General features: G+C 68.0%; 16 protein-coding genes. 7 read left to right on the top strand and 9 right to left on the bottom strand.

Going from position 1 to position 15,216, the window contains the following annotated elements; genetic code table 11:
- Window positions 1-224: 224 nt before the first annotated feature.
- On the top strand, window positions 225-1,256 hold the full coding sequence (locus tag ABIE65_RS11055) for an OmpA family protein (RefSeq protein ID WP_354077716.1): 1,032 nt from the start codon (window positions 225-227) through the stop codon (window positions 1,254-1,256).
- A 106-nt stretch (window positions 1,257-1,362) separates the two neighbouring features.
- Here the strand turns inward: ABIE65_RS11055 and ABIE65_RS11050 are convergent, their stop codons facing one another.
- A complete protein-coding gene (locus tag ABIE65_RS11050; protein ID WP_354077715.1) occupies window positions 1,363-2,073 on the bottom strand; it encodes a hypothetical protein in 711 nt (236 codons plus the stop codon).
- Window positions 2,074-2,267: 194 nt separating this feature from the next.
- Here ABIE65_RS11050 and ABIE65_RS11045 point away from each other — a divergent pair, with 194 nt between their 5' ends.
- Window positions 2,268-3,320, top strand: coding sequence for an OmpA family protein (locus tag ABIE65_RS11045; RefSeq protein WP_354077714.1), 1,053 nt, complete (start codon window positions 2,268-2,270; stop codon window positions 3,318-3,320).
- 102 nt (window positions 3,321-3,422) lie between these two features.
- Here ABIE65_RS11045 and cysQ read toward each other — a convergent pair whose 3' ends face one another.
- Both cysQ and ABIE65_RS11035 read right to left on the bottom strand, forming a co-directional pair.
- The gene (gene cysQ / locus ABIE65_RS11040; protein ID WP_354077713.1) at window positions 3,423-4,220 is read right to left on the bottom strand and encodes a 3'(2'),5'-bisphosphate nucleotidase CysQ; all 798 of its coding nucleotides are present in this window, start codon (window positions 4,218-4,220) and stop codon (window positions 3,423-3,425) included.
- Window positions 4,217-6,553, bottom strand: a complete 2,337-nt coding sequence (locus tag ABIE65_RS11035; RefSeq protein WP_354077711.1) for a xanthine dehydrogenase family protein molybdopterin-binding subunit — start codon at window positions 6,551-6,553, stop codon at window positions 4,217-4,219. Before ABIE65_RS11035 ends, cysQ begins: the two co-directional genes overlap by 4 nt.
- A 206-nt stretch (window positions 6,554-6,759) precedes the next feature.
- On the opposite strand from ABIE65_RS11035, the gene ABIE65_RS11030 reads away from it, so the two are divergent.
- The 3 genes from ABIE65_RS11030 (at window position 6,760) to ABIE65_RS11020 (ending at window position 9,634) form a co-directional block, all read left to right on the top strand.
- Entirely contained in the window at window positions 6,760-7,410 is a 651-nt protein-coding gene (locus tag ABIE65_RS11030) for a flavin reductase family protein (RefSeq protein ID WP_354077709.1), read from the top strand.
- 55 nt (window positions 7,411-7,465) lie between these two features.
- The gene (locus ABIE65_RS11025; RefSeq protein WP_354077707.1) at window positions 7,466-8,605 is read left to right on the top strand and encodes a mandelate racemase/muconate lactonizing enzyme family protein; all 1,140 of its coding nucleotides are present in this window, start codon (window positions 7,466-7,468) and stop codon (window positions 8,603-8,605) included.
- 291 nt (window positions 8,606-8,896) lie between these two features.
- The gene (locus tag ABIE65_RS11020; RefSeq protein ID WP_354077706.1) at window positions 8,897-9,634 is read left to right on the top strand and encodes a PhoH family protein; all 738 of its coding nucleotides are present in this window, start codon (window positions 8,897-8,899) and stop codon (window positions 9,632-9,634) included.
- A gap of 31 nt (window positions 9,635-9,665) precedes the next feature.
- Here ABIE65_RS11020 and ABIE65_RS11015 read toward each other — a convergent pair whose 3' ends face one another.
- The 3 genes from ABIE65_RS11015 to ABIE65_RS11005 are packed head-to-tail and all read right to left on the bottom strand — an operon-like array spanning window position 9,666 to window position 11,341.
- Window positions 9,666-10,466 (bottom strand): sulfite exporter TauE/SafE family protein, encoded by an 801-nt coding sequence (locus ABIE65_RS11015; RefSeq protein WP_354077704.1) that lies wholly within the window; start codon window positions 10,464-10,466, stop codon window positions 9,666-9,668.
- A 6-nt stretch (window positions 10,467-10,472) separates the two neighbouring features.
- Complete coding sequence (locus tag ABIE65_RS11010; protein ID WP_354077702.1) at window positions 10,473-10,985, bottom strand: rhodanese family protein; 513 nt, start codon at window positions 10,983-10,985, stop codon at window positions 10,473-10,475.
- Window positions 10,973-11,341 carry an ArsR/SmtB family transcription factor gene (locus ABIE65_RS11005; RefSeq protein ID WP_354077700.1) on the bottom strand — a complete coding sequence of 123 codons (369 nt, stop codon included), beginning with the start codon at window positions 11,339-11,341 and terminating at the stop codon, window positions 10,973-10,975. The genes ABIE65_RS11010 and ABIE65_RS11005 overlap by 13 nt, the downstream gene beginning before the upstream one ends.
- 78 nt (window positions 11,342-11,419) lie before the next feature.
- Here ABIE65_RS11005 and ABIE65_RS11000 point away from each other — a divergent pair, with 78 nt between their 5' ends.
- On the top strand, window positions 11,420-12,328 hold the full coding sequence (locus ABIE65_RS11000) for an MBL fold metallo-hydrolase (RefSeq protein ID WP_354077698.1): 909 nt from the start codon (window positions 11,420-11,422) through the stop codon (window positions 12,326-12,328).
- Between the two features lie 72 nt (window positions 12,329-12,400).
- Window positions 12,401-13,630, top strand: coding sequence for a winged helix-turn-helix domain-containing protein (locus tag ABIE65_RS10995; protein ID WP_354077696.1), 1,230 nt, complete (start codon window positions 12,401-12,403; stop codon window positions 13,628-13,630).
- Here ABIE65_RS10995 and ABIE65_RS10990 read toward each other — a convergent pair whose 3' ends face one another.
- The 3 genes from ABIE65_RS10990 to ABIE65_RS10980 are packed head-to-tail and all read right to left on the bottom strand — an operon-like array spanning window position 13,631 to window position 15,072.
- Window positions 13,631-14,344, bottom strand: a complete 714-nt coding sequence (locus ABIE65_RS10990; protein WP_354077695.1) for a M48 family metallopeptidase — start codon at window positions 14,342-14,344, stop codon at window positions 13,631-13,633.
- Window positions 14,328-14,801 carry a YcgN family cysteine cluster protein gene (locus ABIE65_RS10985; protein WP_354077693.1) on the bottom strand — a complete coding sequence of 158 codons (474 nt, stop codon included), beginning with the start codon at window positions 14,799-14,801 and terminating at the stop codon, window positions 14,328-14,330. Before ABIE65_RS10985 ends, ABIE65_RS10990 begins: the two co-directional genes overlap by 17 nt.
- Window positions 14,788-15,072, bottom strand: coding sequence for a DUF983 domain-containing protein (locus ABIE65_RS10980; protein WP_354077691.1), 285 nt, complete (start codon window positions 15,070-15,072; stop codon window positions 14,788-14,790). Before ABIE65_RS10980 ends, ABIE65_RS10985 begins: the two co-directional genes overlap by 14 nt.
- Between the last annotated feature and the right edge of the window lie 144 nt (window positions 15,073-15,216).

Here is a 15,216-nt window from a genome sequence, read left to right as displayed (position 1 = left end):
GGCCGGCATCCACCGCGCCGCAGCACAATCGGCACACCTGTGTCGGTTGGGCCACAAAGGGTATCCCCGCCGCCGACATCGACGATTTTAGGGGTGCGTGCCCAATGGTCGCCGCGTATCGTGTGATCGTCGCCGGGGGGCGTGCGCGACTGGCACGGCGACGCGACCTTGAATGAAATGGGGCCTCCGCCAGTTTCCCCGCTCAATTTTAGGAATCGCGCTCGATGATCCGAAAGGCAGGCCTTCTTCTCGGGGCAGCGGTGGTCGTGCTGCCCGCTGCGGCGGCACTCGCGCAGCAGGCCGAGAACAGCGGCTTCTACGTCGGTGCCGGCGGCGCCTACAACTTCAAGCCCGATGCCGACGTCAAAGGTGATGTCGACGGCAAGATCGAGTACGGCTCCGGCTGGGGCGCCACCGTGACCGCGGGATACGCCTTCGGCGGCCCCCGTCTCGAGCTCGAAGGCGGCTACCGCGAGAACAAGGGCGACGACTGCCCTGTGGCCGGCTGCGACAAGGGCACGATGACGAACTGGAGCGCGATGGTGAACGCGCTCTACGACTTCAACACGGGTACGCCGATCACGCCCTACGCCGGCGTCGGCGTGGGTGCCGCCCGGACCAAAGTGAAGGACGTCGACAGCAAGACGGTGTTCGCCTACCAGGGGATCCTCGGCGTCGCATACGACGTGACCCCCGAACTGAAGGCTTTCGCCGACTACCGCTACTTCGCCACCGAAGACATGAAGGGCACCACGGACGGTGGTCTCGACGTGGAGGTGGAGAACGAGAACCACACCGGCATGATCGGCGTGCGCTACATGTTCGGTGCGCCGCGGCCGGCCGAGCCCGAGATGGTGCGCCCCGCGCCGCCGCCGCCGCCGCCGCCGCGGATCAGCGACACGCCGGCACCCGCGCCCGAGCCGGTGGTGCGCTCCTATCTCGTGTTCTTCGAGTTCGACAAGACGGCTCTCACCCCGGACGCCCGCCGTATCGTCGAGACGGCAGCCCGGAGCGCGGCCAGCGTCGACGTGACGCGCATCGACGTGACCGGTCATACCGACCGCGCCGGTTCGGCTGCCTACAACACCAAGCTGTCGCGCCGCCGGGCTGAGACGGTGCGCAACGAACTGATCCGCAACGGCGTGAAGGCCGACGACATCGCGATCTACGCCAAGGGTGAGAACGAGTTGCTCGTTCCCACCAGCGACGGGGTGCGCGAGGCGCAGAACCGCCGGGTCGAGATCGTCATCCAGTAGGCGCTGCGGCGCATCTGCGGCACGGAAAAGGGCCGGGAGATCTGATCTCCCGGCCCTTCTCACGTTTGCCGCACTTTTCCGACGACCCGCGCTTCCCGCGGCGAGGCTATTTTTTCGTGGATGCCATCTGCGCCGGCTCGCAACTCTCATAGCCGTGGAGCTTTGCGAAATCCTGTGTGGCGGCGAAGGTGGAAAGCTCGCGCGGCGGCAGTTGCAGCACCGCGTCGAACCGCTTCACGGCATCGCCGCAATAGTCGCCCTGGTAAGCGATCGTCCGCTGGGACGCCTCGTTTGCGAGTTCCGTCACGAAGGCGTTCAGCCGACGAGTCGAATCCTTGCCATAGATCCGCTGGAAGAACGCTTTCAGCCCCTGGCCGCCGTCGCCGATTTCCCCTTTGAAGCGGTTCACGAAGGCGTTGTATCGCGACCGTTCGTTGCAGCTGAGGGCGGCGACGACCAGGTCGGTCTGCAGCATGCGCGTCTCGAGGGCGGTGCGATCCTTCGCAGACGCGCACACCGCTGCATACGCCGGAGCGGCCCCGGTCCCCCCGAGCGCCAGGGCGAGGGCCAACGAACGCACCATGCCGAAGGACGAGTTCTTCACTTTCGCAACCCCGCGTTCCGTGAGAAAGCGCAGGCACTCTGCCACCCACGACAGGCGGCGACAAGCGCCGACGCAAGCGATTCGTGTCGCTTCGTGCACAACGTCGCGACATGTGGCATATCGAACGGATTCAGCATCGTGCAGCCAGTTCTTGATATGGTGGTTGGGCCGCGGCCGGCTCTCGCTGCTCTCGCGCCGGGCCAGCCGCGGCATGCAGATCCGTCACTATCGCTGTTGCGAAACAGCAACGGTTCGAGGCGATTCGGTTCGGTTGCAGACCCCATTCCAGTTTGCCGCGTTCTCTGCACATGCCGCGGGACTAAATTGGATGCTACACGGTCCGCGGTTAAGAATTGATAGTTTCGATGAGGGGCTGGATGGCCCCGCAACCGAAGGGGTTGAAGGCAATGAGGTTCAAGACACGCTATCTGATCGGCGCGATGGCGGTGATGCTGCCAGCCGCTGCAATGGCGCAGACGACGACGGCGCAGAACACCGGCTTCTACGTTCAGGGCGGTCTCGGTGCCGACTGGGCGATGGATGCCGACTTGAACGCGCCTCCCGGCGGAAACGAAGTCACGTTCGACAACCCCGGCTGGTTCGGCGCCCTGTCGCTCGGTTACGACTTCGGCTGGCCTCGCGTCGAACTCGAGGGCAATTTCCGCAGCAACAATCCCGACGGTGACTCCACCTGGGAGAGCGCAAACAAGCGTGCCCACCGTAACATCGACACGTACGGCCTCATGGCGAACGTGATCGTCGATCTCGACTTCGGCTTCCCGGTGGTGCCGTATGTCGGTGCCGGTGCCGGTGCCGCCTATGTCGACACCTCGTTCGGCAGCAACACCAACTTCGCCTATCAGGGCATCGCCGGCCTCGGTTATGCGATCACGCCGAACATGACTGCGTTCGTCGACTATCGCTACTTCGTCGTCGACGGCTTCAAGATGACCCAGGAGAACCCGGGTCGCGACGTTCAGATCGACGACGATCTGGAGCATCATAGCGTCCTGGCGGGTATCCGCTACACGTTCGGCGCCCCCGCCCCGGCACCGACGCGCGCTGCTGCGCCGCCGCCGCCGCCGCCGCCGCCGCCGGCCCCCGCGCCCGCGCCTGCACCGCAGCAGGTCGTCCGCTCCTACCTGGTGTTCTTCGACTTCGACCGGTCGAACCTGACCAGCGAAGCCCAGCGGATCGTCCGTACGGCCGCGCAGAACGCGCAGTCGGCTCGTGTCACCCGCCTGAACGTCACGGGTCATACCGACCGCTCCGGCTCGCCGGCCTACAACCAGCGTCTGTCGCAACGTCGCGCGCAGGCCGTTCGTGCGGAACTCATCCGCAACGGCATCAGCGAGCGTGACATCGCCGTCTTCGCCAAGGGCGAGAGCGATCCGCTCGTCCCGACGGCCGACGGTGTCCGCGAGCCGCAGAACCGCCGCGTCGAGATCGTCCTTCAGTAATCGGACGGTTCATCGAAATGAGGAAGGCCGGCGGAGTAACCCGCCGGCCTTTCTTTTTGCGCGGTCAGCGAGGACCGCCGCTCATTCGGTGAAGCTGCCGGGTCAGTCCCGTCGTCCCCAGGCGATGAAGTCCGGATTGCTGAAGCGCGGCTTCGCATAGTCCAGTTCCGCCGTATCGTCGGTGTCGGTGACCGATCCGCCGGCGGCGGTCAGGACGGCGTGTCCGGCGGCCGTATCCCATTCCGAAGAGCCGCCCCAGCGCGGATAGATGTCGGCCTCGCCCCGCGCGATGAGGCAGAACTTGATCGAACTGCCCGCCTCGATCTGGCCGGTGACCTTGTAGTGCGAGAGGAACGTCGACAGCTTCGTACCTCTGCCATAGGTGCGGCTGACGGCGACGGTGACCGCATTCGTGTCGATGCGTCGCGCGCGGATCGACCGCCGGCCTTCGCCGGCCGCCTCCATGAAGGCGCCGACGTCGATGCCGCCGCCGTACAGCTCGTCTGCCGCCGGCACGTAAACCGCCCCGAGCACCGGGCGACGGTCCTCGACGAGCGCGATGTTGACCGTGAACTCGGGGCGCTTCGCCACGAACTCCTTCGTGCCGTCGAGGGGATCGACCAGCCAGAAGCGCCCGCCGGAGACGTCGGGGATGCGGCCCGCCGCGACCTCCTCCTCGGCGACGATGGGGATGTCGGGTGTCAGCGCCGTCAGGCCGGCGAGGATGACGGCCTCGGCCTCCTCGTCGGCGACGGTGACCGGCGATGCGTCCGCCTTGCGGCGCGTCGCCAATTCCGGGTCGCGGAAGTAGGGCATGATCACCTCGCCCGCCTGTCGCGCCATGGCGCAGACCGCGTCGAGAAGCCGGGCCCGCTCGTCCGCGGTCGTGCGGATGGTCACGCCGCCTGCGCCCGACCCGCGTTCACGATCGACCAGATGCGCGCCGGCGTCGCCGGCATGTCGATGTGCGACACGCCGTAGTCCGTCAGCGCATCGACGACGGCATTGATCACCGCCGGCGGCGCGCCGATGGCACCGGCTTCGCCCGCCCCCTTCACGCCGAGCGGGTTCCGGGTGCAGGGCACCTCATTATACGAAAAGTCGATCTGCGGCAGGTTGTCGGCGCGCGGCATGCAGTAGTCCATGAAGGACCCGGTCACCATTTGGCCGTCCTCGTCGTAGATCGTCTCCTCCAGCAGGGCTTGGCCGACGCCCTGGGCGATGCCGCCATGGACCTGTCCGGCCAGCATCATCGGGTTCATGACCCGGCCGAAATCGTCGACCACGGTATAGCGGTCGATCAGGACGATGCCCGTCTCCGGGTCGATTTCGACCTCGACCAGATGGCAGCCGTTTGGATAGGTCGCCTCCGCCGGCATGAAGCGGGCGGTCTCGTCGATGCCGGGATCGATCTCGGCGATGTCGACCTTGTTCGGCATGTACGACGATTTGGCGATCTCGGTGATCTCGACCGAGCGGTCGGTGCCGGCAATGGTGAACCTGCCGTCGGCGAACTCGATGTCGGCCTCCGCCGCCTCCAGTTGCCGCGAAGCGATCTTCTTGCCGACGGCGATGACCTTCTCGGTCGCCTTCAGAACGGCCGATCCGCCGACCGGCAGGGCGCGCGACCCGCCGGTGCCGCGGCCGAAACCGTAGCGGTCGCTGTCGCCCTGGAAGACGGTGATCTGCTCCATCGGGATGCCGAGCTGGTCGGCGACGATCTGGCTGTAGGCCGTCTCGTGGCCCTGGCCGTTCGACTGGCTGCCGACATGCACGGTGACGTGGCCGCTCTCGTCGAAGGTGATGGTGGCGTTTTCGTCTGCACCGCCGCCGCAGGCCTCGATGTAGCTCGCGAGGCCGATGCCGCGCAGCTTGCCGCGCTTGGCCGAGTCCGCCTTGCGTGCTTCGAAGCCGTCCCAGTCGCCGCGGGCGAGGGCGTCCTCCATGTTCTTCAGGAAGTCGCCGCTGTCGTATTCGGAGCCGAGGCAGGTGGTGTAGGGCATCGCCTCCGGCCGGATGAAGTTCCGGCGGCGGATCTCGGCGGGCGAGAGGCCGACCTCACGCGCGGCCGCGTCGACGAGGCGCTCTACGGCATAGGCCGCTTCGGGCCGCCCGGCGCCGCGGTAGGCGTCGACGGGGACGGTGTTCGTGAAGACGCCCTTGACGTGATAGAGCACGGCCGGCGTGGTGTAGACGGCCGCGTAGAGCTTGGCGCCCGCCATCGTCGGGATGAACGGCCCGAAATTCGACAGGTAGGCGCCGAGTGCGGCGGTCGTCGAGAAGCGCATGGCGAGGAACTTGCCGGCGGCGTCCAGCGCCAGTTCCGCCGTGGTGACGTGGTCGCGGCCCTGGGTGTCGCTGGTGAAGGCCTCGGCGCGGTCGCCGGTCCACTTCACCGGGCGTCCGATCTTCTTCGCCGCCCACATGACCAGCGGCTGCTCGGGATAGAGGAAGATCTTCATGCCGAAGCCGCCGCCGACGTCGCGGGTGACGACGCGGATCCTGGCGTTTGGCACCTTAAAGATGTTGCTCGCCAGCTGGCGCTGCAGGCCGTGCACGCCCTGACTCGACGTGTAGAGCACCATCTTGTCGTCGTTGCGGTCATAGTCGCCGATCGCGTTGCGCGGCTCCATCGAGTTCACGACGATCCGGTTGTTGACCAGATCCACCTTGGTGACGTGCGCGGCGGCAGCGAAGGCGCTGTCGACGGCCGCCCGATCGCCCATCTCCCAGTCGAAGCAGAGATTGCCCTTCGCCTCGGGCCAGACCTGCGGCGCGCCGGCGGCGAGCGCCGCCGCCGTGGAGGCGACGGCGGGAAGCATCTCGTAGTCGATCTCGACCAGTTCGGACGCGTCGCGCGCCTGGTCCAGCGTCTCCGCGACGATCATCACCACCGCGTCCCCGACGTGCTTGGTCGCTCCCTTGGCCAGCAGCGGGCGCGGCGGCGCATACATGCGGCTGCCGTCGGTGCTCTTGATGGGCACCAGGCAGGGAATGCCGCCGATGCCGTCGGCCTCCAGGTCGTCGACGGTATAGACGCCGAGTACGCCCGGTGCCGCCTTCGCGGCGGACACGTCGACACTGGCGATGCGCGCATGCGCGTAGGGCGAACGCAGCATGTAGGCATAGGTCTGGCGCCCGAGCGTCATGTCGTCGGTGTAGCGCCCACGCCCCGTGACGAGCCGCACGTCCTCGACGCGACGCACCGCCTGTCCGAAACCGAACTGTCCCATGGCGACACATTCCCTAATGACCGGAGACGGCGCGCCCGAGGCGCCGACAATCTGATAGCCCGATAATAGGCGAGCCCCGGTAGCCCACCAACCCCGGCCATGCCAGTTCGGGGCCACGCGGCCATGCTCATAAGGCCGATGTCGTTGTGCTGCGGTAGCCCGTGGGGCACACTCGCGGACAATCAAACGCAGTGGACAGGTTGGGCATGTTCTACGACGATCCGAAGAAGCACGGCCTGAAGTTCAATCCGCTGAAGGCGCTGGTGGCGCCGCGGCCGATCGCCTGGGTCAGCAGCCACAGCGTCGACGGGGTGCTCAACCTCGCGCCGTACAGCTTCTTCAATGCCGTGGCCGAGTTCCCGCCGACGATCGTCTTCGCGCCGAACGGGCCGCCGCCGGCGGGTGGGGTGAAGGACACGCTGTCGAATATCGAGAAGACGAACGAGTTCGTCGTCAACCTGTGCAACTACGACCTGCGCGAGCAGATGAACCTGAGCTCGGCGCATGTCGGGCCCGAGGTGGACGAGTTCGCGCTCACCGGACTGACGCCGGTGCCCTGCGTGCACGTGAAGGTGCCGCGGGTGAAGGAAGCGCCGGTCAGCCTGGAATGCGTCTTCATGCAACGCGTCCGCCTGCCGAGCACCAGCCCGAAGGTCGAGAACAACGTCGTGTTCGGCCGTGTCGTCGGCGTTCACATCAGCGACGACATCATCGTCGACGGGCGGGTCGACATGATGAAGTACCGGCCGATCGCCCGCATGGGCTACATGGACTACACGGTCGTCGACAACGTCTTCTCGATGGACCGTCCGGACGACGACATGGACACCGTCGCGGCGCGGCATAAGGCCGTGTGACGCGCGCGGCGCCCGAAGCCGCCGGCAGTGCGGCGCGGGCAGGGGAGGAGATGCGATGAAGATCACCGACGTGGTCACGCACCAGCTGTCCGTCGACGTGGACGAACCGTTCACCTCGTCGCGCGGCTGGTACTACAAGACCAAGGGCGCCTGTCTGGTCGAGATCCGCACCGACGCCGGCATCACGGGCTGGGGCGACTGCTACGGTCCGGCCGCCGTCAACAAGACGATCGTCGACAGCCTCCTGAAGCCGTCCGTCGTCGGCCGCGACCCGTTCGACGTCGAGGTGATCTGGGAAGCGCTCTACAACAAGGTGAAGGACTATGGCCTGACCGGCATGACCATCTCCGCGATCAGCGGGGTGGACATCGCGCTCTGGGACATCATCGGCAAGGACTGCGGCAAGCCGGTGCACAAGCTGCTGGGCGGCTGCTTCCGGGACACGGTGCAGGCCTATGCGACGGGCCTCTATTTCCGCGACTTCGACAGGATCGTCGAGGAGGCGGTGGAGGAGGCGCAGGGCTACGTCGCCGACGGCTTCGGCGCGATCAAGATGAAGATCGGCCTGGGCGATCCGCGCGGCGACATCGCGCGCGTCGCCGCGGTGCGCGAGGCGATCGGCGACGACGTGCTGCTGATGGTCGACGCCAACCACTGCTTCACCGTCCCGCAGGCGATCAATATCGGACGCGAGTTGGAGAAGCTGGGCGTCCACTGGTTCGAGGAGCCGATCTCGCCGGAGGACATCGACGGCTATGTCGAGGTCTCCCGCGCACTCGACATGGCGGTTGCGGGCGGCGAAAACGAGTTCACCCGCTACAGCTTCCGCCATCTGATCGAGCGGCGGGCGATGGACGTGATCCAGCCGGACGTCTGTGCCGCGGGCGGCCTGACCGAATGCAAGAAGATCGCGGCGATGGCGCAGGCGCACTGGGTCGAACTGGTGCCGCACGCTTGGGGAACCGCCGTCGGCATGGCCGCCACGCTGCATTTCCTGGCGTCGCTGCCCGACTGCCCGCCCTGCCTGAAGCCGATCCCGCCGCTCCTCGAATACGAGCAGACGTTCAACCCCTTCCGCGATGCCCTCGCGGGTGCGCCGCTGGCCCATGATCGTGGTGTCGTCAAGATCCCGACCGGGCCGGGCCTCGGCATCGAGATCGACCGGAGCGTGATCGATCGCTACAGGGTCGCGTGAAGGCGCGCCGCATCTGGTAGGTTCAAGGAACCGTCACACAAAAACTGGTGCCAATCCCCGCATGCTGCGCTAGGCTTTCCTCGGGAGCTTATGGGGGACTGGGCAGCGGTGGCATCCGCATCATCCTTCCGAGATCAGACGGGTCGGGGCCAGGCAGGCCCCGGTTCTGCCGATGAGGCAACGGGACTGTCCGCAGCGCGGGCAGCCGGGGCCGGCTCCGACGACGGCGGCGTCTTCCCAGCGGAAGGCGCCGTTTTTTTGTCCGTTCCTTCCTCAGCGACAGAGGTCCCGATGGCAAAGCGTTCCAGCCGTGCCGGCGCAGCCGTGCGTCTCGACGACCACCGCAACCAGCTGACCCCGATCGAGGGGGGCCTCTGGAACCCGATCGACGCCCAGCGTGACCAGAGCTTCGTGCGCCATGTCCGGCCGCAGAGCATCGGCCAGAAACGCCTGATGGAGGCGATGGCGCGCAGCCATCTGACGCTGGCGCTCGGACCGGCGGGAACCGGCAAGACCTACCTCGCGGTCGCCGCCGCGGTCGAAGCGTTCGAGGCGGGCGAGGTTGCGCGCATCGTCCTGTCGCGCCCGGCGGTGGAGGCGGGCGAGAGTCTCGGCTATCTGCCGGGCACGATGGAGGAGAAGCTGCATCCCTATCTGCGGCCGCTCTACGACGCGCTGGGCGACAGGCTGGGCGGCAAGCGCCTCAAGACCCTCATGGCAGACGGGTCGATCGAGATCGCGCCGATCGCCTATATGCGCGGCCGGACGCTCAACAACTGCTTCATCGTGATCGACGAGGCGCAGAACTGCACCTACGGCCAGATCAAGATGCTGCTGACCCGACTGGGCTGGCACTCGACCATGGTGATCACGGGGGACCCGGACCAGTCCGACCTGCTGCCGGAACTGTCCGGCCTCGGCGAGATCGCGGGCCGGCTGGAGGCGATGCCCGGCATCGACGTCGTCCGCCTGGCGAAGCAGGACGTGGTCCGGCACCCGCTGGTGGCGGAGATGCTCGAAGTCCTCTGAGGCGGGGGCGCCGCCGCCGCGGCCGCCTTCGTCAGGCGGCCAGCAGCGGCGGCAGCGCGCGTGCCACCACGTAGACGCCCACGATGATCACGACGCCGGCGAAGATGAAGCCGAGGGTGCGCTTCTGCCGGGCGAGGCGGCGGCCGAGCGTCGTTCCGGCGAGACCGCCCAGGATGCCGCCCGACACGAACAGAGCCGCGACCCGCCAGTCGATCAGCCCGGAGACTGCGTAGCTCGACGCTGTGGTCGCACCGAAGCCGGTGACGCTGACCAGGGACGAGCCGATCGCGTAGCCGATGGGCATGCCCGTCGACAGCATCAGGCCCGGCACGATCAGGAACCCGCCGCCGATCCCGAAGAAGCCGGACAGGCTGCCGACGCCGAAGCCGCCGGCGGTGAGGCGCGGCAGGAGCCTGCGCGCATTCTCGCGGCAGAGCGTCACGGCCGGATCGCCGTCACCCGCTCCGCGCCGCAGCATCATGATGCCGACGACGAGCATCAGGACACCGAACAGGACCAGCAGCTTCTGTCCGTCGATCATCTTGGCGATCATGGAGCCGCCGACGGCACCGAGCGCCCCGGCGACGGTGAAGACCAGGGCGCAGCGCCACTTCACGTTCCCGGCGCGTGCGTGCATCAGCAGGTTGGCGAGGGCGCTGACCGCGACGGCGATGGCGCTCGTCCCGATCGCGACGTGGGCGGACTTGATCCCCACGACATAGACGAGCAGCGGCACCGCGAGGATCGACCCGCCGCCGCCGACCAGGCCGAGTACGAGGCCGACGAGCGACCCGGACGCCCCGGTCAGGGCGTCCACAGCAAGATGGTCCATGAAGTCTCACGCAGCCGCGGAGCGGTTCCAGGGGGCGAGCATCAGGAGGCGTGCCATGCCGCACCACCCCGTGACCCCCGCAAAGATCAGGCCAGCCCCGACGAATCCGGACAGGAGGTGGAAAAGGGGATCCACGGCGAAGCCGAGAATGGCTCCCGTCAGCGCGAGCGATCCGGCCGCGATCTGCACCTGCCGCATCAGTTCGAGCGGCCGGCGCGTGTCGACCTCAATGGGGAGGCCGGCGCGCTTCCAGGCCTCGAGGCCACCCTCGAGGAGATAGGCCTCGCCACCCGCCGCCGCCGCCAGGCGACCGGCACTGGCGGCGGTGCGCGCTCCGGAGCGGCAGAGGAAGACGAGCGGCGCGCCGGACGGCAGCGCCTGAGAGTCGATCCGCGATAGCGGTGCGAGGTGCGAGCCCGGAATGTGCTCGCGTGCATGTTCGTCGGGCTCGCGAACGTCGATCAACAAGGCGCCCTTCTGCATCAGGGCGTTCGCCTGGGCGGGTGTCACCGGCTGCATGGCTTCGATACTTCCGTTTCGGATGCGGGACGGGAGGAGGGGGTGCAGTAGAGGCGATAGAGTTCCGCCATGAGGTCGGCGATGCGCGGGTCGCCGATGCGATACCAGAGGGTCTGCGATTCGCGCCGGAAAGCGACCACGTCCTCCTGGCGCATGCGGGCGAGATGCTGGGAGAGGGCGGACTGGCTGAGCCCGATCGCCTCCGTCAACGCACCGACCGTCGACTCGCCCACCTCGGCCAGATGGCAGAGGATGGCCAAGCGGTGCGGGTTGGCCAGCGCCTTCAGGACGCCCGCCACCTGCGACGCTTTGGCAGCGAATTCGGCCGGCGAGAGATCGTGTGCGATCTTGCGCATCACCTTCCTATAAATTAGATTTCACTAAATTAGGTTCGCCTAATGTAATCGTCAAGCTTCGAGCACAGGAGACGATCGATGTCGGTTCAGTCCGGTCCCGCGTCCCGTCCAGAGATCCGCGCCTTCTTCGACGAGCCCACCAACACGGTGAGCTATCTCGTCGCCGACCCCGAAACGCGGGAGGCGGCGGTCATCGATCCGGTGCTCGACTACGATCACAAGGCGGGCGAGGTCGACACACGGTCGGTGGAGGCCATTCTTCGCGCGGCGGCCGCGGAGGGATGGCGGATCGTCTGGGCGCTGGAGACCCATGCGCATGCCGACCATCTCTCCGGCGCCCCCTACATCAAGGGCAGGACGGGCGCGCGTGTCGGCATCGGCGCGCATATCCGCGACGTGCAGCGGATCTTCAGGCCGATCTTCAACATGCCGGAAGGGGAGGCCGAGGCCAGCGACTTCGATGCCCTGTTCGACGACTGTCAGCGGTTCCACATCGGTGCGCTCGAGGTCGAGGTGCTGCACACGCCCGGGCATACGCCGGCCGACATCAGCTACAGGATCGGCGATGCCGTCTTCGTCGGCGATACGCTCTTCATGCCCGACTACGGGACAGCGCGCGCCGACTTTCCCGGCGGCGATGCGCACCAGCTCTTCCGTTCGATCCGGCGCCTGCTGAGCCTGCCGCCCGAGACGCGGCTGTTCATGTGCCACGACTACAAGGCGCCGGGCCGCGACGCCTATGCCTGGGAGACGACAGTGGCGGCACAGCGCGCCGGCAACGTGCATGTCCGCGACGGCGTGGACGAGGACGCGTTCGTCGCCATGCGGACCAAGCGCGACGCGACGCTTTCGGCTCCGACGCTGCTGCTGCCCTCGATCCAGGTGAACATCCGCGCCGGTCATTTCCCGAAGGCGGAAGCGAACGGCGTCCACTATCTGAAGATCCCGGTCCGTGCAAAGGCCGGCGCGGAGGCAGCGCTCGCCTGAGGCGGAAGCCGGGTTGCGCGGGAAGTCGGCAGCCGGCGAAGATGTCCGCCCTGCCTCTTCCCGACCGAGCCCATGGACAGCGGATACGACACGGCCCGCCGCATCGCGCCCGAGACGATCTCGGCCGCCGAGGCGCGGCGGGTCGCCCTGGCGGCACAGGGCTTCGCCGACCGGCGGCCCCCCGCGCCGTCGGCGCGGCACATCCGGCGTGTGTTCGATCGGGTCGGCCTGATCCAGATCGATTCGGTCAACGTGCTGGTGCGGTCGCACTACCTGCCGGGCTTCTCGCGACTCGGCGCCTACGATCCGGCGCTGCTGGACGGTGCCGCATATGGGCGGCGGCGGCAGCTGTTCGAGTATTGGGGGCACGAGGCGTCGCTGATTCCGCTCGACCTGCAGCCGTCGCTGCGCTGGCGGATGGAGCGGGCGGTGCGCGGCGAGGGCATCTATGGCGGGCTGGCGCGGTTCGGGCGGGAGCGGGCCGACTTCATCGAGACGGTCTACGAGGAGTTCGTCCAGCGCGGGCCCATGGGGGCGGGCGAGATCACCGAGGGCGGCAAGGGCGAGGGCGGCTGGTGGGGCTGGAGCGAGGGCAAGCGCGCGGCGGAGTTTCTGTTCTGGGCCGGCCGGATCACGACGGCGACGCGCCGCGGCTTCGAACGCGTCTACGACCTGACCGAGCGGGTGCTGCCGGCCGAGATCGTCGATCGCCCGACACCGCCGGTCGACGAGGCGCAGCGCAGCCTGCTGAAGGTCGCCGCCGCGGCGCTGGGCGTCGCGACCGAGCGCGACCTGCGCGACTATTTCCGCCTCGACGTGGCGGAGACGAAGCTGCGGCTGGCCGAGCTGGAAGAGGCCGGCGAACTGATCCCCGTGACCGTGAAGGGCTGGGAGCGGCCGGCGTGGATGGCGCCCGACGCGCGGGTGCCGCGGCGGATACGCGCGCAGGCCCTGCTGTCGCCGTTCGATTCGCTGGTCTGGGAGCGTGACCGGGCCGAGCGGCTCTTCGGCTTCCGCTATCGGCTGGAGATCTACACGCCGGCCGAGAAGCGGGTGCACGGCTACTACGTGCTGCCATTCCTGCTCGGCGACGGGCTCGTGGCCCGGGTCGACCTCAAGGCGGATAGGGCAGCGGGGCTGCTGCGTGTCATGGGCGCGCACCCGGAGGCGAAGGCGGATCAGGGCGCGGTCGCGGAGGCCCTCGCAGAAGAACTGCGGTCGATGGCCGTCTGGCTGGGATTGCGGGATGTGGCGGTGCAGGAGCGCGGCGCCCTCAGCACGCGCCTCGCCGCGCTGTTCTGATCAGCCGTATCGGTGGAGCGCCGCGCCGTTCGCCTTGAGCCAGCGGCGGGCGGGGGCGTGATCCGGCATCAATTCGGCCACCAGCCGCCAGAAGCGGGGGCCGTGATTGAGTTCGCGCAGATGCGCCACCTCGTGCACGACGACATAGTCGAGCACATGCTCCGGTGCGAGGACGAGGCGCCAGCTGTAGGAGAGGGCGCCGGTTGAAGAGCAACTGCCCCAGCGGCTGCGCGTGTCGCGAACCGTAACCTTGGCGACGGTGCTGCCGATGCGGGCGGCGGCGGCCTCGCTGCGCGGCACCAGCATGCGACGCGCCTCGGCCCGCAGCCAAGTCGTCACTTGCCGTTCGAGCAGATGCACTGGCCCGCCGACACGGATCTCGCCGTCGGCGACCGCAAGGAGACTGCGGCCGGCCGGGAGATGGCGCAGGGTATGCGGGGTGCCGCGGACGGGTATGACGGCGCCGTCGGCGAAAGAGACGCGGTCGGGCACGCGCGCGACGCGACTGAGGATCCAGCCGGCGCGGCTCTCGGCGAAGCGCAGCCCCTCGGCGCGCATGCGCCGCGATGGCAGAACCAGGATTACCCCGCCGCGGACGGGATCGACGCGCAGGCTGAGGCGGCGGGCGCGGGCGCTGATTTGGACAGCGATCTCGACCGAACGCCCGCCGCCTGCGTCGATACGGACGAGATCCGGCTCAGAGCTTCCAGTCAACGATCCAGTCCTGGAGTTCGTCGCCCGCTTCGTCCTCGGAGATGGTGCGTTGGCGAATGGAAATGCCCGCTTCGTGCACTGTCTCTGCGCTGCCGGAAACGAGCGGATGCCACCAGGCCAGCGCCTTGCCCTCGGACAGCAGGCGATATGCGCAGGTCGAAGGCAGCCAGGAGAGATTGTCGACCATCGCCGCGGTGAGCTGGATGCAGTCGGGGACGTGGCGCTTGCGGTCGGCATAGTCCGAGCAGCGGCAGGTGTCGCGGTCGAGCAGCTTGCACGAGACGCTGGTCGGGAAGACCTCGCCGGTGTCCTCGTACTCGACCTTCAGCAGACAGCACTTGCCGCAGCCGTCGCAGAGCGATTCCCACTCCGCCGCCGTCATCTCCGCCAGGGACTTGTGCCGCCAGAACGGCTCGTCGATGTCGGCGGTCGCCTTCCGGCGCTTACTGATGCTCATCCCCGCGCAGCCGCAGTGCCCAGAAGATGCCGATGGCGGCACCCTTCACGTAGGGCAGCATAGCGAGCGACAGGATCGCGGTCACCGTCGGCCAGAGCGTCATCTGCATCCACAGCGGCGGCGACGACGCCTTCTCGAGCATCAGCGCGAGCGGCACGACGATGTGGCCGACGATGAAGATCGTGAGATAGGGCGGCAGGTCGTCCGCCCGGATGCTGCCGAGCGCCTCGCCGCAGACCTCGCAGTCCTTGGGCTTCAGATAGCCGCGCATGCTGTGGCCCTCGCCGCATGCGGGGCAGCGGCGCCTTAGGCCGCGCATGATGGCGGGCCACAAGGCGCGGGGCGCGGAGGCGCCGGTAACCGGGGCAGCGGCTCGGACGATATGGGGCACGGACGGCGCTCCTCGGAGGACCTG

Origin of the sequence: Constrictibacter sp. MBR-5 (assembly GCF_040549485.1) — a bacterium.
In the GTDB taxonomy this organism is placed as follows: domain Bacteria; phylum Pseudomonadota; class Alphaproteobacteria; order JAJUGE01; family JAJUGE01; genus Constrictibacter.
Note: the sequence above shows the minus strand (reverse complement) of the source record. Positions and strands in the feature narration are given on the sequence as shown.